25 protein-coding genes and 1 tRNA gene are annotated in these 20,110 nt (G+C 61.5%); 9 read left to right on the top strand and 17 right to left on the bottom strand.

Translation table 11 applies throughout. The features are described from left to right. Positions 1-121: 121 nt before the first annotated feature. A complete protein-coding gene (locus H6B31_RS09565; RefSeq protein ID WP_204898304.1) occupies positions 122-1,597 on the bottom strand; it encodes a MerR family transcriptional regulator in 1,476 nt (491 codons plus the stop codon). Between the two features lie 239 nt (positions 1,598-1,836). On the opposite strand from H6B31_RS09565, the gene H6B31_RS09560 reads away from it, so the two are divergent. The 5 genes from H6B31_RS09560 (at position 1,837) to H6B31_RS09540 (ending at position 4,150) form a co-directional block, all read left to right on the top strand. Continuing rightward, a complete protein-coding gene (locus tag H6B31_RS09560) occupies positions 1,837-2,217 on the top strand; it encodes a GntR family transcriptional regulator (protein ID WP_204898303.1) in 381 nt (126 codons plus the stop codon). Continuing rightward, entirely contained in the window at positions 2,214-3,074 is an 861-nt protein-coding gene (locus H6B31_RS09555) for an ABC transporter ATP-binding protein (protein ID WP_204898302.1), read from the top strand. Before H6B31_RS09560 ends, H6B31_RS09555 begins: the two co-directional genes overlap by 4 nt. After that, positions 3,071-3,727, top strand: a complete 657-nt coding sequence (locus H6B31_RS09550) for an ABC-2 transporter permease (protein ID WP_204898301.1) — start codon at positions 3,071-3,073, stop codon at positions 3,725-3,727. The genes H6B31_RS09555 and H6B31_RS09550 overlap by 4 nt, the downstream gene beginning before the upstream one ends. Continuing rightward, complete coding sequence (locus tag H6B31_RS09545; RefSeq protein ID WP_204898300.1) at positions 3,724-3,882, top strand: hypothetical protein; 159 nt, start codon at positions 3,724-3,726, stop codon at positions 3,880-3,882. The genes H6B31_RS09550 and H6B31_RS09545 overlap by 4 nt, the downstream gene beginning before the upstream one ends. Positions 3,883-3,964: 82 nt before the next feature. Next, complete coding sequence (locus tag H6B31_RS09540; protein WP_087289949.1) at positions 3,965-4,150, top strand: hypothetical protein; 186 nt, start codon at positions 3,965-3,967, stop codon at positions 4,148-4,150. 76 nt (positions 4,151-4,226) lie between these two features. Here the strand turns inward: H6B31_RS09540 and H6B31_RS09535 are convergent, their stop codons facing one another. The 6 genes from H6B31_RS09535 to H6B31_RS09510 form a co-directional block, all read right to left on the bottom strand. Next, positions 4,227-4,487, bottom strand: a complete 261-nt coding sequence (locus H6B31_RS09535; protein ID WP_204898299.1) for a pro-sigmaK processing inhibitor BofA family protein — start codon at positions 4,485-4,487, stop codon at positions 4,227-4,229. Continuing rightward, positions 4,484-4,720, bottom strand: a complete 237-nt coding sequence (locus H6B31_RS09530; protein ID WP_087289945.1) for a DUF2508 family protein — start codon at positions 4,718-4,720, stop codon at positions 4,484-4,486. The genes H6B31_RS09535 and H6B31_RS09530 overlap by 4 nt, the downstream gene beginning before the upstream one ends. Before the next feature lie 557 nt (positions 4,721-5,277). Next, the gene (locus tag H6B31_RS09525) at positions 5,278-6,132 is read right to left on the bottom strand and encodes a PdaC/RsiV family protein (protein ID WP_204898298.1); all 855 of its coding nucleotides are present in this window, start codon (positions 6,130-6,132) and stop codon (positions 5,278-5,280) included. Next, complete coding sequence (locus H6B31_RS09520; protein WP_204898297.1) at positions 6,129-6,620, bottom strand: sigma-70 family RNA polymerase sigma factor; 492 nt, start codon at positions 6,618-6,620, stop codon at positions 6,129-6,131. The genes H6B31_RS09525 and H6B31_RS09520 overlap by 4 nt, the downstream gene beginning before the upstream one ends. 542 nt (positions 6,621-7,162) lie before the next feature. Then, a tRNA-Leu gene (locus H6B31_RS09515) sits at positions 7,163-7,249 on the bottom strand. 118 nt (positions 7,250-7,367) lie between these two features. Further along, a complete protein-coding gene (locus H6B31_RS09510) occupies positions 7,368-8,414 on the bottom strand; it encodes an NADH:flavin oxidoreductase (protein WP_204898296.1) in 1,047 nt (348 codons plus the stop codon). 157 nt (positions 8,415-8,571) lie between these two features. On the opposite strand from H6B31_RS09510, the gene rsmA reads away from it, so the two are divergent. Together rsmA and pckA are read left to right on the top strand one after the other, a co-directional pair. After that, on the top strand, positions 8,572-9,432 hold the full coding sequence (gene rsmA / locus H6B31_RS09505; RefSeq protein ID WP_204898295.1) for a 16S rRNA (adenine(1518)-N(6)/adenine(1519)-N(6))-dimethyltransferase RsmA: 861 nt from the start codon (positions 8,572-8,574) through the stop codon (positions 9,430-9,432). Between the two features lie 204 nt (positions 9,433-9,636). Further along, complete coding sequence (gene pckA / locus H6B31_RS09500) at positions 9,637-11,244, top strand: phosphoenolpyruvate carboxykinase (ATP) (protein WP_204898294.1); 1,608 nt, start codon at positions 9,637-9,639, stop codon at positions 11,242-11,244. A 105-nt stretch (positions 11,245-11,349) separates the two neighbouring features. On the opposite strand, the gene hslO is transcribed toward pckA, so the two are convergent. The 3 genes from hslO to H6B31_RS09485 are packed head-to-tail and all read right to left on the bottom strand — an operon-like array spanning position 11,350 to position 13,340. Continuing rightward, entirely contained in the window at positions 11,350-12,228 is an 879-nt protein-coding gene (gene hslO, locus H6B31_RS09495; protein ID WP_204898293.1) for an Hsp33 family molecular chaperone HslO, read from the bottom strand. A gap of 49 nt (positions 12,229-12,277) precedes the next feature. Beyond that, complete coding sequence (locus H6B31_RS09490) at positions 12,278-13,048, bottom strand: class I SAM-dependent DNA methyltransferase (protein ID WP_204898292.1); 771 nt, start codon at positions 13,046-13,048, stop codon at positions 12,278-12,280. Further along, the gene (locus tag H6B31_RS09485) at positions 13,035-13,340 is read right to left on the bottom strand and encodes a YerC/YecD family TrpR-related protein (protein ID WP_204898291.1); all 306 of its coding nucleotides are present in this window, start codon (positions 13,338-13,340) and stop codon (positions 13,035-13,037) included. The genes H6B31_RS09490 and H6B31_RS09485 overlap by 14 nt, the downstream gene beginning before the upstream one ends. A 792-nt stretch (positions 13,341-14,132) precedes the next feature. Here H6B31_RS09485 and H6B31_RS09480 point away from each other — a divergent pair. Then, positions 14,133-14,807 (top strand): polysaccharide deacetylase family protein, encoded by a 675-nt coding sequence (locus H6B31_RS09480; RefSeq protein WP_204898290.1) that lies wholly within the window; start codon positions 14,133-14,135, stop codon positions 14,805-14,807. Positions 14,808-14,843: 36 nt separating this feature from the next. On the opposite strand, the gene H6B31_RS09475 is transcribed toward H6B31_RS09480, so the two are convergent. The 7 genes from H6B31_RS09475 to rpmG form a co-directional block, all read right to left on the bottom strand. Continuing rightward, positions 14,844-15,299: a 2-thiouracil desulfurase family protein gene (locus H6B31_RS09475; RefSeq protein ID WP_204898289.1), complete on the bottom strand. Its 456-nt coding sequence runs from the start codon at positions 15,297-15,299 to the stop codon at positions 14,844-14,846. 57 nt (positions 15,300-15,356) lie between these two features. Next, the gene (locus H6B31_RS09470) at positions 15,357-15,608 is read right to left on the bottom strand and encodes an IreB family regulatory phosphoprotein (protein WP_087287571.1); all 252 of its coding nucleotides are present in this window, start codon (positions 15,606-15,608) and stop codon (positions 15,357-15,359) included. A 369-nt stretch (positions 15,609-15,977) separates the two neighbouring features. Continuing rightward, a complete protein-coding gene (gene rplA / locus H6B31_RS09465; protein ID WP_087287568.1) occupies positions 15,978-16,670 on the bottom strand; it encodes a 50S ribosomal protein L1 in 693 nt (230 codons plus the stop codon). A gap of 14 nt (positions 16,671-16,684) precedes the next feature. Next, the gene (gene rplK / locus H6B31_RS09460) at positions 16,685-17,110 is read right to left on the bottom strand and encodes a 50S ribosomal protein L11 (RefSeq protein WP_087287566.1); all 426 of its coding nucleotides are present in this window, start codon (positions 17,108-17,110) and stop codon (positions 16,685-16,687) included. A gap of 126 nt (positions 17,111-17,236) precedes the next feature. After that, on the bottom strand, positions 17,237-17,761 hold the full coding sequence (nusG, locus tag H6B31_RS09455) for a transcription termination/antitermination protein NusG (protein ID WP_204898288.1): 525 nt from the start codon (positions 17,759-17,761) through the stop codon (positions 17,237-17,239). A gap of 15 nt (positions 17,762-17,776) precedes the next feature. After that, the gene (secE, locus tag H6B31_RS09450; RefSeq protein WP_087287560.1) at positions 17,777-18,067 is read right to left on the bottom strand and encodes a preprotein translocase subunit SecE; all 291 of its coding nucleotides are present in this window, start codon (positions 18,065-18,067) and stop codon (positions 17,777-17,779) included. A gap of 39 nt (positions 18,068-18,106) precedes the next feature. Continuing rightward, positions 18,107-18,274 carry a 50S ribosomal protein L33 gene (gene rpmG, locus H6B31_RS09445; RefSeq protein ID WP_008980220.1) on the bottom strand — a complete coding sequence of 56 codons (168 nt, stop codon included), beginning with the start codon at positions 18,272-18,274 and terminating at the stop codon, positions 18,107-18,109. 406 nt (positions 18,275-18,680) lie between these two features. Between rpmG and H6B31_RS09440 the strand changes: the two genes are divergently transcribed. After that, positions 18,681-19,280: a hypothetical protein gene (locus H6B31_RS09440; protein ID WP_204898287.1), complete on the top strand. Its 600-nt coding sequence runs from the start codon at positions 18,681-18,683 to the stop codon at positions 19,278-19,280. Positions 19,281-20,110 lie beyond the last annotated feature (830 nt).

Below are 20,110 nucleotides of genomic sequence, written 5' to 3'. Positions count from 1 at the left end.
CATAGATTAAAAATACTGTCCCGACCCGGAAAAGAAAAGGGTGGGACAGTATTTTATTATAGTTTAGCGCCCCAGAAGTGTCAATCCTTCCGGGGGAGGGAGGCAAAAATATTTCGTCCCATCAGGCCAGAGAGACGGAAAATTCCGCCGTCACCTGGTACTCTTCTGCGCCTTCCTCGGGAATCAGGCCCCAATTGTTCACATAGTACCCCAGGACCTCCGGCTGGTATAAGATCTTGGCGCCCTGGTCCGTCCACTCCAGGGGCTGGTCCGGCTGCTCCTCGATCTGCCCCATCAGATCCAACAGCTCCTCCCGGGACAGGCCGCAGCGGCCGTAGAGAAAGGACCACAGGATCTTGGCGGTCGTCCGGCCGGGCAGGGTGGTGGACAGACCTTCTCCCGAGGGCTCATAGCGGTAGGAGTAGGACACCGCCGTGAGCGCCCCGCCCTCCTCCTGAAACTCCAGCTGGAGTGGAGCGTCCTCATACAGGGAGACAACCGCCGCACCGGGCATGTCCTCCGGCTCCACAAAGGTCCCCTCCGCCGTCAGCTGCGCCACCTGTACGTCCGGCCCCTCCAGATTTTGGCTGAATTGGTTGTAGTTCTCCACAAACTGCTCCACCGTCAAAGCACGATCCTGGTGTATCGGAGCCAACACCCAGTTTTGGATTCCAACGGACAGTGCAAAGCTCGTTAAAACCAGCCCCACGGCGCCCAGCGCCTTCAAGCGGCTCTTGGAGATGTTCCAGTAACTCTGGCCGGGGCGGCTGCCGTCGGTGTAGACCTCGTCCGTCCCCCTGCGCCAGAATTGGAGGCGGCCGTGGTAGTCCTGCCAGCAGTAGACGATCATCAGTCCGCTGCTCACCAGAGGGATCAGATTTCCCCCGATCCCCACCAGAACCAGGGCCGTCCTGCGCAGTCCCTCCCAATAGCTGAAACAGCTCCCATCGCTCCGGGTCAGCCGCAGGCCAAGGAGAAATTTTCCCGGGGTGGCCCCCCACAGGTGGAGGCACAGGGGCTCCAGCAGCAGGAGCAGGGTCAGCGCCCCCAGCTGGTCCAGAATCTCGTATCCCCCGGTGCGGTTCAGTATACTGATCCGGCCCAACAGGGCCAGCGCGCTGAAATACAGGAAGGTGCACAGTATGAGATCTAAGGTCCGGGCCCAAAATCTCCGCCAGGGAAAGATGGTCTGGGGCGGCGGGTCCTCCCTCCAGGTGAGGGAGGGCCGCTCCGGCTGACGCATGCGGTCCAGGTAGGCGGGGGCGTCCAGGGTGTCGTACCGGACATGGTCCTCCCGCATGGCCCGGCAGATCCCTGCGGCCTGGCCAAGTTCCGTCTGTTGGGAGGTCAGGGCGGCCAGCCGGCCCTCCAGAGCGGGTTCCAGATCCAGCTCTCCCGCCTGGAGGGCCCGAATCACCTCCAGGGAGAACCCCACCTGCCGCAGCAGCTTGATTTTCAGCAGAGTGCCCACGTCCTCCTGACGGTAGTCCCGGTAGCCGTTCTCTCCCCGGGCGGGATGAATGAGCCCCTCGCTCTCGTAGTAACGGATGTTGGCTCGTGGCAGCCCGGTGCGCTCCTCCACCTCTTTGACGGTCATAGAGGCCGACCTCCCTTCCTGTTCTGCCCCCATTGTAAGGGGTAAAGAGGGTTGACAGTCAAGGAAAATCATAGATTTTTCAAAAAAGTTTTTCTCCCCCCTTGACAACTGTGTATATTCTATATATACTGTGCATATAGTATATATACACTATGACAAGGAAAGGCAGACCGAGGCGGAGCGCGCCGGACCTATGCGCAGGGCCGACAGCCGGCCGCCCGGTTTACATGGTGCGCCAAATGGATATTATTCTCAGCAATTCCAGCGGAAAACCCATCTATGAGCAGATCACCGACCAGGTGAAGGAGCAGATCATGACCGGAGCCCTGGCGGCGGGGGACGCCCTGCCGTCCATGCGCTTGCTGGCCAAGGAGCTGCGCATCTCGGTGATCACCACCAAGCGGGCCTACGAGGAGCTGGAGCGGGAGGGGTTTCTTGAGAACGTCCCCGGCAAAGGCTGCTTTGTGGCCCCCCAGAACCGGGAGCTGCTGCGGGAAGCCCAGCTGCGCCGGGTGGAGGACATCCTCACCCAGGCGGTGGACGAGGCCCGGAAAGGCGGTATCCCCTTAGAGGAATTACAGGAACTTCTCAACCTACTGTATCAAGGTGACGAATCATGAAAAACTGTTTGGAAATCAAGGATCTGTGCAAGTCCTACGGGGACTTTGCCCTGGACCATGTGAATCTGACCATCCCCGGGGGGACCATCATGGGTCTCATTGGGGAGAACGGGGCGGGCAAGACCACCACCATCAAGTGTATTTTGAACCTGATCCGCCGGGACAGCGGAACCATCACCATTCTGGGCAAGGACAATGTGGCCGACGAGCGCGCCGCCAAGCTGGAGGTGGGAGTGGTGCTGGACGAGTGCTTCTTCCACGACTCCCTGCGTCCCAAGGATTTGAAGCGCATCCTGGGCCCCGTCTATCCCACATGGGACGACAACCTCTATGCGGACTACCTGAAAAAATTCAAGCTCCCGGAGGAGAAGCTCATCAAGGAGTTCTCCCGGGGCATGAAGATGAAGTTATCTCTGGCCGCCGCCCTGGCCCACCAGCCCAGGCTGCTGATCTTGGACGAGGCCACCGCCGGACTGGACCCGGTGGTGCGGGACGAGATTCTGGATGAATTCCTGAGCTTCATCTGCGACGAGGACCACGCCATCCTCATTTCCAGCCATATCACCAGCGACCTGGAGAAGGCGGCGGACTACATCACCTACATCCACGAGGGGAAGATCGTCCTGTCCGAGGCCAAGGACGACATTCTGGACCGCTACGGCCGGGTGGGCTGCTCCGCCGCCGACCTGCGCGCCATCGACCCGTCCGACCTGCTGCGGGTGCGGAAGGGCTCCTTCGGGTGCGAGGCCCTGGTGCCCGACCGGGGGGCGTTCCATAAGAAATATCCCAGGCTCATGATAGACAAAGTGACCTTAGAAGATATCATGCTGTTTGTAGGAAAGGGGGAAGAGGCATGAGCGGCCTTCTTTGGAAAGATATTCTGGTAAGTCGGAAGAATCTGAAATTTTATGTCATTTTTCTGCTGGCTTATTTTGCCCTGGCAGTGCTGGGCATCTTTGATGTCACCTTCGTGACCTCTTTTTCCACCGTCATTTTGATGATGGTTCCAGTATCCACCTTCTCCTTTGACGAGGCGGCCAAGTGGGACCGCTTTGCCCGGTCCTTCCCCCTGGAACCCCGGACTGTCGTGGGGGCGCGGTACCTGTTTACCATGCTGATCCTGGCAGTGGTGGCGGTCTTCAGTGCTGTGTGTGCCCTGCTGCTGGCCGGTCTGGGAATTGGGGATGCGTCTCTGGTGGAAAATATCGCTTCCATCCTGGGCTCTATGGGGGCGGGGCTGTTTATCGTGGATGTCATGCTCCCCCTGTGCTATAAGCTGGGGCCGGAGCGGGCCCGGCCCTACCTGTTCGCCGTCATTTTAATCCCCTTTGTTGCCGTCTTTCTGCTGCTGGGGTTTGGTCCTGACCTGGGCCTGAGCCTGGAATTCCTGAACCAGATACCGGAAACCAGCGCGCTGGGGGTAATTGCCCTGCTCCCCCTGGCGGGACTGGCGTGCTTGGGGCTCTCCTTCCTGATCTCCTGCCGCATTGTGGACCGAAAGGAGTTTTGACCATGAGGCTCCAGGGCCTGCTCCGGTGGGCGGGGCGGGGACTGGCGGCATGCTCCGCCCTGCTCCCCTTTACCGGCCTCATCCCGCCGGGCGGGACCGCCGCCTGGGCCCTGCTGGCCCTGTCCGTCCCTCTCCTGGTGGCGGGGGAGGTGTGAGCCGGTTCGCCCCTGGGCTCTTGCGCAAGAGGCCGCCTCTGTGCTATAATAAAAACAGGAAAACGGAGAGGGGGTCCATGTTATGACCGCGCAATACGCCATTCACGAGCTCAAGCAGGTCCGGCAGTACTGCTCCGCCCGGGCCATCCCCGCCATCGACTACGCCATTCAGGTCCTCCAGGGCCTGGCCGAGCGGGAGCGCATGGTGGAGGAGGAGAAGGCCAAAGGCCCCCAGGGGCCCGCTCAGACAGACGGCTTCCCGGATTGACGGAATCATACATCATGGATACAGAAAAGGCCGGCGCTTGCAAAAGCGCCGGCCTTTCCGCGCCGGGAGAGGGGAGTTACCGCAGCGCCCACTGGAGCATCAGCAGCAGGCCGAAGCCGGGGACCCCCAGCACCCCCAGCACCAGGGCGTTCACCAGATTGACCCCCAGGTTGACTCCGATGTAGTGCCCCACCGAGCTGAACAGGGCCAGGACGGCCAGCCCCACCGAGGAGCGCACCGCCAGCCGGAGCAGGCAGCCCAGGGGCCTGTGAAACAGGGCCAGGGCGGCCAGAAGCAGCAGGGCCAGCGCTCCCCAGGGGGAGAACTCGCCGGTCATGGGGCGCACTCCAGCTCCTTGACCCGGCGGAGCAGGTAGTCGTACCGGGACTGGAGGGCCTTGATCTCAAAGACGTAGGACTCGATCAGATCGCTGTCGCTGACGGTGTTGAAGCCGCCGTAGGCCTGTTGGATGAGGGTGCGGGTGCTGGCCAGAGAGGCGATCAGCTCCCGGCGTTCCGCCTCCCGGGCGGCCTTTTCCCGGCGGCGGGCGGAGGAGAGACGGAGAGACATGGCGGATGCTCCTTTCCGGGGTGTGATCTCAGTAGTAAGGATATGTATAGTTTGGACAAATATTCCAAGCCTAAACCCGCATGGAGCGAAACTTTGGGGACATACTAGACTCGGACAGCCGAGGCGGGGAGTTTTCTCCCCTCCCTAAGCCGGTGCTGGACCGTCTCTCCTTTGGCGAAAGGCGAGAGAGCAGGCATCTGGTCCCAAAGACCGGAGGAAACCTGTCCCGGGGGAACGCCCTGGGAAAGAAGGCTCTCTTAAGCCGGTGCCGGAGAGAAATCAGAGGAATTTACTCTGAGTTGGTACGGAAGATATCATTCGGATGGAAGCCCAGCCGGATTCCCGGCGAAGCTTGAACGAAAGAACCCCAGCGAAAGGCGGAGAGGGGGATGGCCCGACGGGGCTCTGCCCCGAGGCGTCTATCCCCGCATGCTGTCCCATACCAGGGCCCCTCCTGGGGGCCTGTGACCCTGCCGAATCTCCGGCAGTACGCGCAGCAGGCGCGAAAAGGCCGCCCATTTGGGCGGCCTTTTTCATTGGTTTGATTGTTCCGCGGATTATGTCTGGGTATCCTCCACCGGGATCTCCACGATGCCGGCGGCGCCGGCGGCGATGGTGTACTCCTGGAACATCAGGACGGGGATACCGTCGGAGCGGATATAAAACCGGGTGCTCTCATCCACCGTGGTGAAGCCTCCCGCCTCGGAATCAAAGAAGAGGGTGTAGCCGTGCTCGTCCGTGTGGGCGGCGATATAGCTCTGGACCGCCTGGTTGCATCGTTCCACCCAGGCGTCCCCCAGCAGGTCCCGGAGGGTGATATCCCGGTTTTCGGCTAAATCCAGGTTATAGCAGTACCGCTCCTGGGCGGCGGTGACCCACCCTTCGCCGAAATCCACGGTAAAGGAGACGGCGTTTTCCGACTGGGATTTGATCTCATAGTCGACGATTACGTCCATCTCCCGCTCATCCCACTGCTGCTGGGTGCCGCCGGTGGCGAAGAAGACCTCCCGGTAGTCCTCCCAGTCCTGCTGGGCCTGAGCGGTGAGGGCGTCCACCCGCTCCTGGATCTCCTGGTTGACCCGCTGGGCCAGCTCACTGTCGGAGATGACTCCGGGAACGCTCACATGGTAGTCGATCCCGTCTTCGGTCTGATCATATGCCCGGACGGTGAGCACTTGAAACAGGGGGCCCAACACAGGGAGGTCCGCGGCGGCGGCGGCCACCGGGGGAGAGACGTTCAATACGCCCACCGCCACCACCAGACAGGCGGCCGCCGTCCCCAGAGAGCGGCGGCAGATCCGAAGGACGCGGCGGCGGCGGCCCTGCCGCATGCCCTGCTGAATCCGGTCGTTCAGTTCCTGTGGGATAGGGGTGGCGTCGTACTCCGCTTTCAGTTTCTCAAACTCCTTCATAGGTCGTACACTCCTTCCAACGAGACACGCAGCTTTTTCAGACCGGTGTACAGCCGGGTTTTGACCGTGCTCAGGGGCGCGCCGGTGACGGCGCTGATCTCCTTCAGGGAGAGCTCCTCGTAAAAGCGCAGGCGGATGACGGTGGCCACTTCGGGAGGGAGGGCGTCCACCCGGGCGGCCAGGCTGTCGTCGGCGGGGAGGGGGTCCTCATAGCCCCCCTCCTTCAGGTCCTCCAGGGGAACGTAGGTCACCCGTCCGCGCTGGCGGAGCAGGTCTGTGCATGCGTTGACCAGGATGCGGCAGAACCAGGTATGCAGGGCCGATGGGTCCCGCAGGCTGTCCTGCCGCTCCCAGGCCCGGCACACCGCCGTCTGCACTGCGTCCAGCGCTTCCTCCCGGTTTTTCAGGTAGCTGTAGGCCAGCCGGTAGAACCCGGCCTGCTCCCGGGTGAAATAGTCGGTGAGCAGCGCCTCGCGCTTTTTCGCCACTTGCAACGGTCCTTTCTGCGGTGTCCTGATGAATAGACGGATGGGGAAGAGAAAAAGTTTGCGGAGTTTTCCAAAACATGTGGATGGGGTGGTTGAAGTTCATATTTCAGGTTTAAAACGGCGAGCCTAGAAGTGCCCGGCGGCCCTTCTGGGCCGCGGCGCGGGTGCGCCGTACAAGCGTTTTTGCCGCAGGCAAAAACCTTGGCGGAGGGGCGGCTTCGCCGCCCTGAGCATTCCAATACCGAAGGGTGGAGGCCGCCTCCGGCGGCCGGAACCCGAAATGAAAGGGAATGACCTTTCATTTTGGAAGGGACGGTTAAAATCGATATTTTGGATTAACGGGACCGTTGTAGGAGAATCTCCCAACGGCCCTTCTGGGCCGCGGCGCGAGTGCGCCGTACAAGCGTTTTTGCCGGAGGCAAAAACCTTGGCGGAAGGGCGGCTCCGCCGCCCTGAGCATTCAAATACCGAAGGGTGGAGGTCGCCTTCGGCGGCCGGAACCCAAAATAAAAGGCAACTGCGAAAGCAGTTGCCTTTTATTTTGGTGCCGGTGACCGGACTCGAACCGGTACGCTGTCGCCAGCGGTGGATTTTGAGTCCACTACGTCTACCAATTCCATCACACCGGCAGACCGCCCTTTTTCAGGATAGCTTTTATATTATAGCGAAAGACCGGAAATTTTGCAAGCATAATTTTTGGGCCGTCTGCCGGAGACAATCCGGCTCCGGCGGACGGCCCGGCCCCGGTCACATGGAACACCCAAACACCTTCTCCAGCTGAGGGATGGGGTCCTTGTGCTGAACGCAGCGCACCGGGCGGCGGCGGTAGATCTGATAGCACCCGTTGCAGGCCAGACAGGCGCTCTTGGTCTGTGCCCCCCGCTTCATGCGGGCGATAAAATCCGGCTGGCAGATGAGGGCGCGGCTGAAGGAGACAAAGGAGAAGCCCTGCTCCAGCACCGCCTCCGCCGTCTCCAGGTCGAAGATGCCGCCCACCAGGCTGAGGGGGACCTGGATTCCATCCATAGCCCGAAGGGCCTCCTGGAGATAGAAGGGGGACTTCTCTCCGGCCCGGGCGGCAAAGTCCACGCCACTGAGCTCCACCCCGTCCACGTCGGCCTCCTGATAGAGCTCCAGCAGACGGCGCAGGTCGCCGCAGCCGTTGCAGTCCGCCTTCACCAGCAGGGCCATCTCCGGCCCGCACGCCTCCCGGGCCGCCTGGAGGATGCGGCCCACAAGGCGAAAGCGGTTCTCCAGGCTGCCGCCGTACTGGTCCGTACGGAGATTTTCTGCGGGGTTGAGGAAATTGGACAGCAGGTACCCGTGGGCGGTGTGGATCTGGACCGCGTCAAAGCCAGCTTCCCGGCATAGCTGTCCCCCCAGGCGGAACTGCTCCACCAGCCGGTCCAGCTCCTCGGGGGAGAAGTCCTCCGGAGCCTTGGCCGGCCGGCCGTTGACCGCCTCCATGGCCTTCTTCCCGCTGTGGCTGAGCTGGGCGGCGATGCGCCCGCCGGCCCGGTGGACCTCCTCCGCCGCCTGGGCCAGCAGGGTCCGGTCGGTCTGGCTGTCCAGCACCGGCTGGCCCTCGTCCGCCCGCTGGGTGCGGTCCACACACAGGTGGCCGGTGATGACCAGTCCCACTTCGTTCCGGGCCAGCTCCGCCAGGGTCTCCGCCCACGCCTGGGTCAGCTGGCCGTCCGGTTGGGACAGGTGCTCGTTGGTGGCCGAGCGGATGGTCCGGTTGCGCAGCTCCACGGGGCCCAGCCGCCCCGGCTGCCACAGAAGTCCTTTCATGGCGTCTGCCTCCTCTGTTCTCTGCTCCGCGCACTGCGCGGCCGCTTGTGTGCAGAAAATTGTATCACAGCCCGCCCGCATGGGCAAGAAATTCTCTTGACGGACTCCGGTTTTTCTTCTATATTGGAGGAAACGTGAACCGAAATGAGGATGAGCTATGGATTTATGCAGCATCAACGAGATCAAGGCCCTGCTGGCCCGCCACGGCTTCCGCTTCTCCAAGAGTATGGGGCAGAATTTCCTGATCCAGTCCTGGGTGCCTCAGGACATCGCGGCGGCCTCGGGAGCAGGGGAGGGGACCGGTGTGCTGGAGGTGGGACCGGGCATCGGCCCCCTTACCCGGGAACTGGCCAAACGGGCAGACAAGGTGGCGTCGGTGGAGCTGGACCGCTCTCTGCTGCCCATTCTGGAGGAGACGCTGGCCGACTGTCCCAATGCGGAGGTGTGTCCGGGCGATATTTTGAAGACGGACATTCCGGCTCTGGTGGGGGAGAAGTTCTCGGGACTCACCCCTCTGGCCTGCGCCAACCTGCCTTATAACATTACCACCCCAGCCATCACCGCCCTCATTGAGGCTGGGTGCTTCAAGACCATTACCGTGATGATCCAACGGGAGGTGGCCCGGCGGATCTGCGCCGCCCCGGGGACGGCGGACTATGGGGCGTTTTCGGTGTTCTGCCAGTACCACACCCAGCCGGAGCTCCTCTTTGACGTGCCGCCGGAGTGCTTCCTGCCCGCCCCCGAGGTCACTTCCTCCGTGCTGCGCATGGTTCCCTGCCCGCCGCCTCCGGAGGTGGATGACGAGGCCCACTTCTTCCGGGTGGTCCGGGCTGCCTTCGCCCAGCGGAGAAAGACACTGGTGAACAGTTTAAGCGCGTCCTTAGGGGGTCCGCTCTCCAAGGAAGAAATCTCCAATGCGGTCTCCAGCTGCGGCTTGCCGGAGAATATCCGGGGCGAGCGGCTGTCAATTTCCGACTTCGCCGCCCTTTCCAAAGCGCTGCGCCGGGCCGAGGGCTGAAATCCTCTGTTTTTCCCGGAATTCAGCTGACAAAACCGCTGTCAAATATGTAAAATGCAATAAAAGCTATAACTAAATTGCAATTCTGAATGCGATTGACTTTAGTCCGGCTAACGTGTATTATTATAAATGTTTTGGGACACGCTCCGCTGCCCGGGCGGATGCCCGGCGGCTGGAAGATCATTCAGAAAAGAGGTCATTCAAATGGCAACCATTGATCTGAGCAAGTATGGTATTACTGGTACCACGGAGATTATCCGCAATCCCTCCTATGAGTTCCTGTTTGAGGAGGAGACCAAGGCCGGCCTGGAGGGCTATGACAAGGGACAGGTCACCGACCTGGGTGCCGTCAACGTCATGACCGGCATCTACACCGGCCGTTCCCCCAAGGACAAGTTTATCGTAATGGACGATACCTCCCGGGATACCGTGTGGTGGACCTCTGACGAGTTCAAAAACGACAACAAGCCCGCCTCTCAGGAGGCTTGGGACGCCTGCAAGAAGCTGGCGCAGGAGCAGCTGTCCAACAAGCGCCTGTTCGTGATGGACGTGTTCTGCGGCGCCAACCATGACTCCCGTATGGCCATCCGCTTCATCATGGAGGTGGCATGGCAGGCCCACTTCGTCAAGAATATGTTCATCCAGCCCACCGCCGAGGAGCTGGAGAACTTCGAGCCCGACTTCATCTCCTACAACGCCGCCAAGGCCAAGGTGGAGAACTATAAGGAGCTGGGCCTGAATTCCGAGACCGCCGCCATCTTCAACCTCACCTCCCGGGAGCAGGTCATCCTGAACACCTGGTACGGCGGCGAGATGAAGAAGGGCATGTTCTCCATGATGAACTACTACCTGCCCCTGAAGGGCATGGCCTCCATGCACTGCTCCGCCAACACCGACATGAACGGCGAGAACACTGCTCTGTTCTTCGGCCTGTCCGGCACCGGCAAGACCACCCTGTCCACCGACCCCAAGCGTCTGCTTATCGGCGACGACGAGCACGGCTGGGACGACAACGGTGTGTTCAACTTCGAGGGCGGCTGCTACGCCAAGGTCATCAACCTGGACAAGGACGCCGAGCCCGACATCTACAACGCCATCAAGCGCAACGCCCTGCTGGAGAACGTGACCGTGGACGAGAACGGCCACTGCGACTTCGCGGACGACTCCGTCACCGAGAACACCCGCGTCTCCTACCCCATCGACCACATCGAGAAGATCGTGCGCCCCGTGTCCGCCGGCCCCGATGCCAAGAACGTGATCTTCCTGTCCGCCGACGCCTTCGGCGTGCTGCCCCCCGTGTCTATCCTGACCCCGGAGCAGACCCAGTATTACTTCCTGTCCGGCTTCACCTCCAAGTTGGCCGGCACCGAGCGGGGCATCACCGAGCCCACTCCCACCTTCTCCGCCTGCTTCGGCCAGGCCTTCCTGGAGCTGCACCCCACCAAGTACGGTGAGGAGCTGGTGAAGAAGATGCAGAAGTCCGGCGCCAAGGCCTACCTGGTGAACACCGGCTGGAACGGCACCGGCAAGCGCATCTCCATCAAGGATACCCGCGGCATCATCGACGCCATCCTGGACGGCTCTATCCTGACCGCCCCCACCAAGACCATCCCCTACTTCAACTTTGAGGTGCCCACCGCTCTGCCCGGCGTGGACCCCGCCATCCTGGACCCCCGGGATACTTACGCGGACGCCGCTGAGTGGGATACCAAGGCCAAGGACCTGGCGGCCCGCTTCGTGAAGAATTTCGCCAAGTACACCACCAACGACGCCGGCAAGGCGCTGGTGGCCGCCGGCCCCAAGGTGGACTGATGGTTCCGCCGTTTTTCGCAGAATAAGCTGAAAAATTCGCCTCCGGAGAGACCGGAGGCGAATTTTTATCATGTGAAAGAAATTGCATGGGAACGTCAGAAACGGTTACATATTGGCCAAAATCTCCTCCAGATCCTCCTTGGAGTAGCGGTAGATCTTGTCGCAGAACTGGCAGGTGAGCTCCGCCTGGCCCTGCTCCTGGATGAGGGAGGAGAGCTCCTCACGGCCCATGCTGATCAGGGCCCGGGTGACCCGGTCCCGGGAGCAGTAGCAGCGGTACTCCACCGGGTGGGTCTCCAGGATCTCCAGGTCAAAGTCGGACAGCACCGCCCGGAGCAGGCCGGCCCCGTCCAGACCGCCCTCCAGGGCGTGGCTCACCGAGCCCACCCGCTGCACGCCGGCCTCGATCTTGGTGATGATGTCCTCGCCCGCCCCGGGGAGGAGCTGGATCAGGTAGCCGCCCGCGGAGGTCACGCTCTGATCGGTGCCCACCAGCACCCCCAGGGCGCAGGCGGTGGGGATCTGCTCGCTCTCCACGAAGTAGGCGGCGATGTCGTCGGCGATCTCTCCGGACAGCAGGTCGATGGTGCCCACATAGGGCTCCTTCATCCCCAGGTCCTTGATGACGGTGAGGCTGCCCGTCTCACCCACGGCCCGGCCCACGTCCAGCTTGCCGGGGGCCTTCTCCATGAGCTCCACGTGGGGATTCTGCACATAGCCCCGCACGTTGCCCGCCTCATCGGACACGGCCAGGATGGTGCCCAGGGGGCCGCCGCCTTTGATCTGCAGGGTGAGGGAGGAGCCGTCGATCTTCATGGCGTCCCCCATCAGGGAGGCGGCCATGAGGGTCCGCCCCAGTGCGGCAGTGGCCACAGGCAGAAGGGTATGGATATTCCGGGCCCGTTCCACCAGGTCACGGCCGGTGATGGCGGCGGCCTTGACCAGGCCGTCCGCCGTAATGGCTCTTACGATTTCGTCGCGCATGTCATATTCTCCTTGTACATCTGTGATGGGAAAGAAAAGGAGGAGGACCTCAGACCTGGGTGGTCATGCGGGGGTCCTTCCGGGCGGTAAAAAAGATCCGGTCCTCGCCGGGCTTGGGGGGACGCATTTTTCGGTTGCCGTACTGACGGATGTCCTGGAACCCCGCCTCCCGGAGGTACTCCACCAGCTCCCCCGGCTCATACGACCGCTCCTGGTGGAGCTCCTCGCCCCGCTCCCACAGGCCGGTCTCCTGGTCCAGACGGAACAGATCCATGAAGTAGGAGCAGATCCGGCTCCGCTTGGAGTACTCCGCCCGCCAGACACAGTAGGTGTCCTCCGTCTCGTCCAGAAAGACCTGGCCGTCCAGTCCCTGGAGCTTGCTGGGAGTGTTGATGTCAAACAAAAACAGCCCACCCGGCATAAGAAACAGGTAGACCCGCTGGAAGGCCTTCCGCAGCTGTTTAGGGTCGGTGACATAGTTGACGCTGTCCAGACAGCATACGCAGGCGTCAATGGTGCCGTACAGATCCAGCTTGTCCATGGACTGACACAAAAAGATCGGGGGAACTTCCCCCGCGTCCCGGTTCTTCTCGGCCGCCTCGGAGAGCATCTCCGGGGAGCGGTCCACCCCGATCATCTCATAGCCCCGCTGGGCCAGTTCCCGGGTGAGGGAGCCGGTGCCGCAGGCCAGATCCAGCACGGTTTTGCCGGGAAGCCCGCGCTTGCGGAAGTGGGCCTCGATGTAGTCCACCCAGGCGGAGTAGCCCACGTCGTAGGTCAGTTCGTCGTAGCACCCGGCCAGAAACTCATAGCTCCCCATGGTTCTCCTCCTTCAGACGGGGGATCACCGTGCGGTAGCCGTCCGCCCCATAGTGGAGGCAGCGGTTCACCCGGCTGATGGTGGCGCTGGAGGCCCCGGTGCGCTCCAAAATCTCACTGTAAATGAGCCCCTGGTCCAGCAGCATGGCCACTTCCATGCGCTGTTCCATGGCTTTCAGCTCAGACACCGTGCACAGGTCCTGTAAAAACTGGCGGCACTCCTCCAGGGTGTGGACCTGCAGCAGGGCCTGATACAGCAGGTCGCTGGAGGGCTTGTCATAAAATTTGGACATAGGACGCTCCTTTCCCGCGGCAAGTGGGATGTTTTTTATATTGTAACACACTAGCTTGTGAAAGTAAACAGGAAATGCAGGGAGTTTCCGAAAGCCTTCCCCCTGGGAGAAGGTGGCCCACAGGGTCCGGATGAGGGGGCAATCCTCCCCAAAGCCTTCCCCTTGGGGGGAAGGTGGCTGGCCGTTAGGCCAGACGGATGAGGGGACGATGAGGGAGAGGCTTTTTTGTACGTAGGGCACGCCGTCTTTCCTGAACGGGGAGATTTCGCCGCCCCGGCGGCGAGTGACTTTCTGGACGGCCAGAAAGTCACCAAAGAACCGCTAGGGGGCGGGCGCAATCGGCGGTTCGGCAAGGCCTCCCGCCTCCATGACGCCCGTCCCCTAGAACCCCTATTACGGGGGACGCGTACCTGTTAAGAATTGCAACATTTCCGGCGCGCAAAATCTGAGTGGCTTTCTGCATGTTATTCCGGGCCACTGGGCCCTGAGTTTACAAAAATTGCCCCGCTGGTGCGGTTTAACTTCTGCGCCTGACTTGGCCGAGCCAACGGTGCTGGTGCTGGATACGCCGTAGGGGCGGCACACCGGGCCGCCCGCTTCCTGTGGTCGGCGGGAGCCCCAAGGGGCGCCTCTGCGGAGAGATGGAACCATATGCGTGGGGGCCGATGTCCTCATCGGCCCGCCTCTAGGTAAATTACAGGAGGGGCGCCCAACCCTGATTTGCCTCAGACTCCTTTGGGAACCCTCCCCGGTCAAAAAACATAGGATGGACGGAAAAAAGGAGGGGATAACATGACAGAGAAGCGCGGGAAGGAGCCCCTGCCTCAGGTTCAGTGGAAGGAGGAGAAGCGGGTCCTGACCCTGGAGAAGATCCCGGTGCTGGAGCTGGACCTGTCCCTTCCCCAGCTGACAGGGGGCGGCAGGGGAGAGGAGCGGATCAGCCGCTACTACCAGCGGCTGGCGGGGGCCTGGCGGAGCCGCTGGGGCCGGGAGACCTATTGGAACGCCTGTCTGGATCTGGTCCGATGCCGGGAGGCATCCCGGCCATTCCGTCCCTGGGCTGCCCGGCTCTCTGGGGAGGTCCTCTTTCAGGATGAGGGCACCCTCTCCATCCGCATGGACGCCTGGGAGGTGCGGGGGGACGGCCGGCCCCTCCAGGTGCGCACCGGGGATCTGTGGAAGCTGCCCGAGGGGGTCCCTCTGCCGGTGCGGAGCTATTTTCCGGGGGACCGGCGGTGGTGGCTCCATCTGACCCGCAAGCTTCGGGAGCAGGGGGAGGCTAGGCGGGCGGCGGGGGACTGCTTTCTGGACCCGGACTTCGGAGTGCGGCTCCGGCGCTGGCTGTCCCCCTACCGGTGCTGCCGCACCCCGGAGGGATTGGAGTTTTACATCCCACAGTGTACCCTGGCCCCGTCGGCGGAGGGAGTGGTCACCTTTTCTCTGTCAGTTCCGCCGGGGGCAAAGTAAAAAGGTCCGCCGGGCGGGAGCCAGGCGGACGGTTTGTCATCCCTCGGCAGACAGTTGGCCTATCAGCTCATCCAGGAGGGACTCACCATAGACGGCGATTCCCTGCTCCTCCAGCAGCTGGGCGGCCACCCCGGAGCCGGGGATCAAGGTGTGGGAAAAGGTCCCGTCGTAGATCTGCCCACGGCCGCAGGAGGGGGATCGCTCCTTGAGCACCGCCATGGTGCAGCCGTGTGCCCGGGCAAGCTCCAGGACCCGCTCCGCCCCGGCGCGGTACTCCGCCGTCACATCGACGCCCTCCCGGGTGACCACCCGGCCGTCCGGCTGGCGCTCCGCCGGAGGGCGGGGGGTGGGCAGCCCGCCCAGCACCTCCGGGCAGACGGGGACCAGGGAGTGACCCTGGGCGCGGAGCCGCTCCAGAGCCGGTTCCAGCTTTCCAGTCCCGTCGTAGCGGCAAGGGGTGCCCAGAAGGCAGGCGCTGACTAGGATGTTCACGGGGGATTCCTCCAATCAAAAAACGGCCCGCTGGATCGCTCCGGCGGGCCGTTTGGGTCAGTGGGTCAGATAGTATTTCACCAAAGTCTGCAGCAGCTCGTCCCGGTCCACCTTGCGAATGAGGGCGCGGGCGTTGTTGTGGTTGGTGATATACGTGGGGTCTTCGGAGAGGATGTAGCCGACGATCTGATTGACTGGGTTATAGCCCTTTTCCTGCAGCGCCTGGTACACAGAGGCCAGGATCGCCTTGATCTCCAAATCCCGCTGGTCGCCCAACCGGAATTTTCGGGTGAAGTCCATCTCATCCATCGAAAACACCTCCTAGAAATGGGTATGGAACATTTGTGCTTAGTTTACTCCAAAAAGCGGGCGCTGTAAAGGGCAGAAGGTGAAATTTTAATAAAAATTTAGAAATGTCCGCCCATTCGCCCCGGAAACAAGAAAAGGAAAGGCGTGGCCCCGGAGGGACCGCGCCGCAGACTGTCAAAAAAATGATTAGCCAAAGGGTTCGGAGGGAAAGATACTGTGAAAGAAAACCGTCAGGGTTTTCTTTCACGTTCAATCAAACCACTTTTCAGAACGTTTTAACGTTCTGAAAAGTGATGTCAGCTTGTCGAAAAAGTTTTTCGACAAGCTGAGGCGCGGCCCCAGAGGGGCCGCGCCTGGGATATGTTAGGATTACACCAGCTTGGCGCCGTTGACCTTGACGCCGGGGCCCATGGTGGAAGCCACCACGCAGCTCTTGATATACTGGCCCTTGGCGGCGGCGGGCTTGGCCTTCACGATGGCGCCCATGAGGGCGTTGAAGTTCTCAGCCAGCTTCTCGGGGCCGAAGGAGACCTTGCCGATGGGGCAGTGAATGATGTTGGTCTTGTCCAGACGGTACTCCACCTTACCGGCCTTGATCTCGTTGACGGCCTTGGTCACGTCCATGGTGACGGTGCCGGCCTTGGGGGAGGGCATCAGGCCCTTGGGGCCCAGAACCTTACCCAGACGGCCCACAACGCCCATCATGTCGGGAGTGGCCACGACCACGTCGAAGTCGAACCAGTTCTCCTTCTGGATCTTCTCCACCAGGTCCATCTCGCCCACGTAGTCGGCGCCGGCGGCACGGGCCTCGTCAGCCTTGGCGGCCTTGGCGAAGACCAGCACGCGCTGGGTCTTGCCGGTGCCGTGGGGCAGCACGATGGCGCCGCGGACCTGCTGGTCAGCGTGACGGGAGTCGACGCCCAGCTTCACGTGGAGCTCGACGGTCTCGTCGAACTTGGCGGTGGCGGTCTTTACCACCAGATCCATGGCCTCGTTGGTATCGTACAGAGTATTCTTCTCGATCTTCTTGGCGCTCTCCTGATATTTCTTGCCTCTAAACATTGTTTACACCCTCCTTACTCGCCCACGACGACGCCCATGGAGCGGGCAGTACCGGCGATCATGCTCATGGCGGCCTCGATGCTGGCGGCGTTCAGGTCGGGCATCTTGGTCTCCGCGATCTTGCGCACATCCTCCTTGCTGATGGTGGCCACCTTGGTCTTGTTGGGCACACCGGAGCCGGACTCGATGTTGCAGGCCTTCTTGATCAGCACCGCAGCGGGGGGAGTCTTGGTCACGAAGGTGAAGGAGCGGTCGGCGTACACAGTGATGATGACGGGGATGATCATGCCCACGTCGTTCTTGGTGCGCTCATTGAACTCCTTGGTAAAAGCGGCGATGTTCACGCCGTGCTGGCCCAGGGCGGGGCCGACCGGGGGGGCGGGAGTCGCCTTGCCGGCGGGGATCTGAAGTTTTACATATCCAGTTACTTTCTGTGCCACGAAAGAGCACCTCCATTGAAAAAATGTGGTTGAATAGGACGCTCTGCGTCCGGTTTGGCGGGACGGACGGCGCCGTCCCTCCCACGTCATGCGGCTTGACGCCGCGGGGGAGCCAGCCGGGGTCTCTTACCCGCCGATGGGCTCCACCTGGTCCAACTCCAGCTCTACGGGGGTCTCCCGTCCGAACATGGAGACGACCACCCGGACCTTGCCCCGGTCCAGGTCGACCTCTTCCACGGTGCCCAGGAAGGACTCCAGGGCGCCGTCGGTGATCTTCACACTGTCGCCGGCCTGATAGCCGACCACGATTTCACGCTTCTCCACGCCCAGAGCGGCTACGTCCTCCTCGGACAAGGGGATGGCGTTGTTCCCCTCGCCCAGGAAACCGGTGACGCCCCGGATGTTCCGGATCACGTGCCAGGTCTCGTCGTTCATCACCATCTTGACCAGCACATAGCCGGGGAACACCTTGCGCTCCACTTCCTTGGGACCGTTGTCGGTGATCTCGGTGACCGTCTCCATGGGGATGCTGATCTCATGGATCACATCCTGCAGGTGGCGGTTTTCCACGTACTTCTCGATGGTGGCCTTCACCGTGTTCTCATAGCCGGAGTAGGTGTGGACCACATACCAATTCAGATTGTCAGCCATGCCGCTCACCTGACTTTAGGAAAACAGGTGGAACAGCGCCCGAATCAGAGCGCCAGCCACCGCGTCAAACAGCCAGATGAAGATGCCCACGAAGACCACACAGGCAATAACGATCAGGGTGTTGTTGAGGGTCTGCTTTCTGGTGGGCCAGACGACCTTCTTCAACTCCACCTTCAGCTCGTGGAACCAGCGGCCGATGCGGGCAAAGACGCCGGGCTTCTTCTCGGACTTCTTGTCCTTTTTGGCCTTGTCGGCCTTGCTGGAAGCAGGCTGGGTGTTCTGCTCCACTTTTTCGTTCTCAGCCATTCTGACTACCCTTCTTTCCTTTCAGCCGTTCCAGTGGGATCACTTCGTCTCATTGTGGACGGTGTGCTTTCTGCAGAAGGGGCAGTACTTGTTCAGCTCCAGACGGTCAGGGGTATTCTTCTTGTTCTTCATGGTGTTGTAGTTTCTCTGCTTGCACTCAGAGCACCGCAGGGTGATCTTAATGCGCGCGCCGGCTTTGCTTGCCATAGGTTCGGCACCTCCTTATTGTTTTGCGGGGCGGCCCCCGCTTTCACAGCCGCGGCAACGAAAAAACGCCGGACGCGGCCTGCGGCCGAATCCAGCGTCGCACAAGCGCAGAGGGGAACCTCTGCGCGAAGAGACGGTACGGTGGGGTCCGGCCATTGCCTCCCTGTGTTCCGGTCAGCCGGAGGAGGGGGTCGGAACGCATGACACCGTAAAAATGCGCACGACAAGAAAGCCCCTTTCACAGGTAATTGATACTCTACCACGTTTCCCCCGGCCTGTCAAGCACTTTTTTGTCCGGGACAAAATTTTTGAAAACCGGAAACCAAAGGCGGGAAATCTGTGTTATAAAGGGTGAGACGCGTTTCAGAGCAGAAGGGAGGCGGCGGACATTCAGGAGCAGGAGATCATGCAGAAACTGCGCCGGGGGGACCCGGCGGGGCTGGAGGCCCTGATGGACCGGTACACCCCTTACCTGTCGGCCATCGCGGCCCGGGTCCTGCCGGGGCGGCCCCAGGACTGGGAGGAGCTGACGGCCGACGTATTTCTGGCCGCCTGTCTGGCCCTGGCCGGGTGGACCTATGGAGAGCGGATTTATCAATTTTTCTCTGAAGGATGGGTGTCCATCGGTGGTGCAGACGATGGCCCTACGATAGCGATGTCAAATGGCCTGGACGAGAACGGCGAGCCCACCATTATCTCTCTGGAGAATGGCCGGTTGTGGTTTGTGGCCGACGGTCAGCGGGTAGACGTGACCAGCCAAGTGAATGAAAATACTCCTTACGTTTGGACGCAGTGGGAAAAGAATGGGGGGCTTCACTACATCATCGTGGGAGGAACCCCGGAAGACTACGGCTGGTTTGAGGGAGTCCAATTTCCCGATGGCAGCGGCGGCGGGAGCGGAATACTCCACAGCCGGACCGACCTGCCCAACGAGCCGATGGACCCTACCTGGTATACCGCAGGCAAGGCACAGGTCCAGGAGTTGTGGAGGGAACAAAACCAATAAAGCATGGCAGGGCGCGGGGGACCACGCCCTGTTTTTACATACGGGCGGCCCGGTGTGCCGCCCCTACGGTTTTACAAGAACATATTTGAATCCCTGAACGGGCGGGTCTTGGACCCGCCCCTACGACGTATTCGGAAGCCATCCATTTTTATGGTAGGGGCCGGTCCCAGACCGGCCCGCGTCTCAAGAGCGCACCCTCATCCGCCCCAGTGCGCGCACTGAGGCACCTTCCCCCTGAAAGGGGGAAGGCTTGCGGGCGGCCGATAGCCGCCCCTACAAAGAAAACCGAAACCTGATTCCGCATCCATCTCGGGCGACCGTAAGGGTCGCCCCTACGGTTCTACAAGAACATATTTGATTCCTGGACGGGTGGGTCTTGGCCCCGCCCCTACGACGTATTCGGAAGCCATCCATTTTTATTGTAGGGGCCGGTCCCAGACCGGCCCGCGGCAAGAAACCAGCTATCACCTGCTCGGCAAAGCCAGGCGCAGAAGTGGAACCGCACCAACAACAATTTTGGGAATGCCAGGGCCCAGTGGCCCGGCAGTGATAGGCACCAGCCACTCAGATTTTGCGCGCCGGAAATTTTGCAAAACCTGACAGGTACGCGTCCCCCCGTAATGGGGGCCGGGGGCCGACTCCCCCTGTCAGGGGGAGATGTCGCGAAGCGACAGAGGGGATAGGGTGGCGGTCCTATGGGCACGAAGTGCCCGTCGGCGGCGTCCCCCGGCGATCCTTTGGTTACTTTCCCATCGGGCGGATTGTCAAGTGAAGTGCAACGGTTTGTGAAAAAAGAGTTCAAGAGGAGATTTCCAGCCTAGGCATTTGCG

This window comes from Pseudoflavonifractor capillosus, assembly GCF_016899775.1.
Taxonomy (GTDB): Bacteria; Bacillota; Clostridia; order Oscillospirales; family Oscillospiraceae; genus Lawsonibacter.
This window is presented reverse-complemented; position numbering and strand designations above follow the sequence as displayed.

Excerpts from the sequence above, each read along its gene's own strand:
- H6B31_RS09535 (WP_204898299.1), bottom strand. The coding sequence starts at position 4,487 with ATGACCGGCGAGTTCTCCCCCTGGGGAGCGCTGGCCCTGCTGCTTCTG.
- H6B31_RS09525 (WP_204898298.1), bottom strand. The coding sequence starts at position 6,132 with ATGAAGGAGTTTGAGAAACTGAAAGCGGAGTACGACGCCACCCCTATC.
- H6B31_RS09555 (WP_204898302.1), top strand. The coding sequence starts at position 2,214 with ATGAAAAACTGTTTGGAAATCAAGGATCTGTGCAAGTCCTACGGGGAC.
- H6B31_RS09565 (WP_204898304.1), bottom strand. The coding sequence starts at position 1,597 with ATGACCGTCAAAGAGGTGGAGGAGCGCACCGGGCTGCCACGAGCCAAC.
- H6B31_RS09470 (WP_087287571.1), bottom strand. The coding sequence starts at position 15,608 with ATGGATGAGATGGACTTCACCCGAAAATTCCGGTTGGGCGACCAGCGG.
- H6B31_RS09550 (WP_204898301.1), top strand. The coding sequence starts at position 3,071 with ATGAGCGGCCTTCTTTGGAAAGATATTCTGGTAAGTCGGAAGAATCTG.
- hslO (WP_204898293.1), bottom strand. The coding sequence starts at position 12,228 with ATGCGCGACGAAATCGTAAGAGCCATTACGGCGGACGGCCTGGTCAAG.
- rplA (WP_087287568.1), bottom strand. The coding sequence starts at position 16,670 with ATGTTTAGAGGCAAGAAATATCAGGAGAGCGCCAAGAAGATCGAGAAG.
- rsmA (WP_204898295.1), top strand. The coding sequence starts at position 8,572 with ATGGATTTATGCAGCATCAACGAGATCAAGGCCCTGCTGGCCCGCCAC.
- H6B31_RS09560 (WP_204898303.1), top strand. The coding sequence starts at position 1,837 with ATGGATATTATTCTCAGCAATTCCAGCGGAAAACCCATCTATGAGCAG.
- nusG (WP_204898288.1), bottom strand. The coding sequence starts at position 17,761 with ATGGCTGACAATCTGAATTGGTATGTGGTCCACACCTACTCCGGCTAT.
- H6B31_RS09530 (WP_087289945.1), bottom strand. The coding sequence starts at position 4,720 with ATGTCTCTCCGTCTCTCCTCCGCCCGCCGCCGGGAAAAGGCCGCCCGG.
- H6B31_RS09510 (WP_204898296.1), bottom strand. The coding sequence starts at position 8,414 with ATGAAAGGACTTCTGTGGCAGCCGGGGCGGCTGGGCCCCGTGGAGCTG.
- H6B31_RS09480 (WP_204898290.1), top strand. The coding sequence starts at position 14,133 with ATGACAGAGAAGCGCGGGAAGGAGCCCCTGCCTCAGGTTCAGTGGAAG.
- H6B31_RS09440 (WP_204898287.1), top strand. The coding sequence starts at position 18,681 with ATGCAGAAACTGCGCCGGGGGGACCCGGCGGGGCTGGAGGCCCTGATG.
- H6B31_RS09485 (WP_204898291.1), bottom strand. The coding sequence starts at position 13,340 with ATGTCCAAATTTTATGACAAGCCCTCCAGCGACCTGCTGTATCAGGCC.
- secE (WP_087287560.1), bottom strand. The coding sequence starts at position 18,067 with ATGGCTGAGAACGAAAAAGTGGAGCAGAACACCCAGCCTGCTTCCAGC.
- rpmG (WP_008980220.1), bottom strand. The coding sequence starts at position 18,274 with ATGGCAAGCAAAGCCGGCGCGCGCATTAAGATCACCCTGCGGTGCTCT.
- H6B31_RS09540 (WP_087289949.1), top strand. The coding sequence starts at position 3,965 with ATGACCGCGCAATACGCCATTCACGAGCTCAAGCAGGTCCGGCAGTAC.
- H6B31_RS09490 (WP_204898292.1), bottom strand. The coding sequence starts at position 13,048 with ATGGGGAGCTATGAGTTTCTGGCCGGGTGCTACGACGAACTGACCTAC.
- pckA (WP_204898294.1), top strand. The coding sequence starts at position 9,637 with ATGGCAACCATTGATCTGAGCAAGTATGGTATTACTGGTACCACGGAG.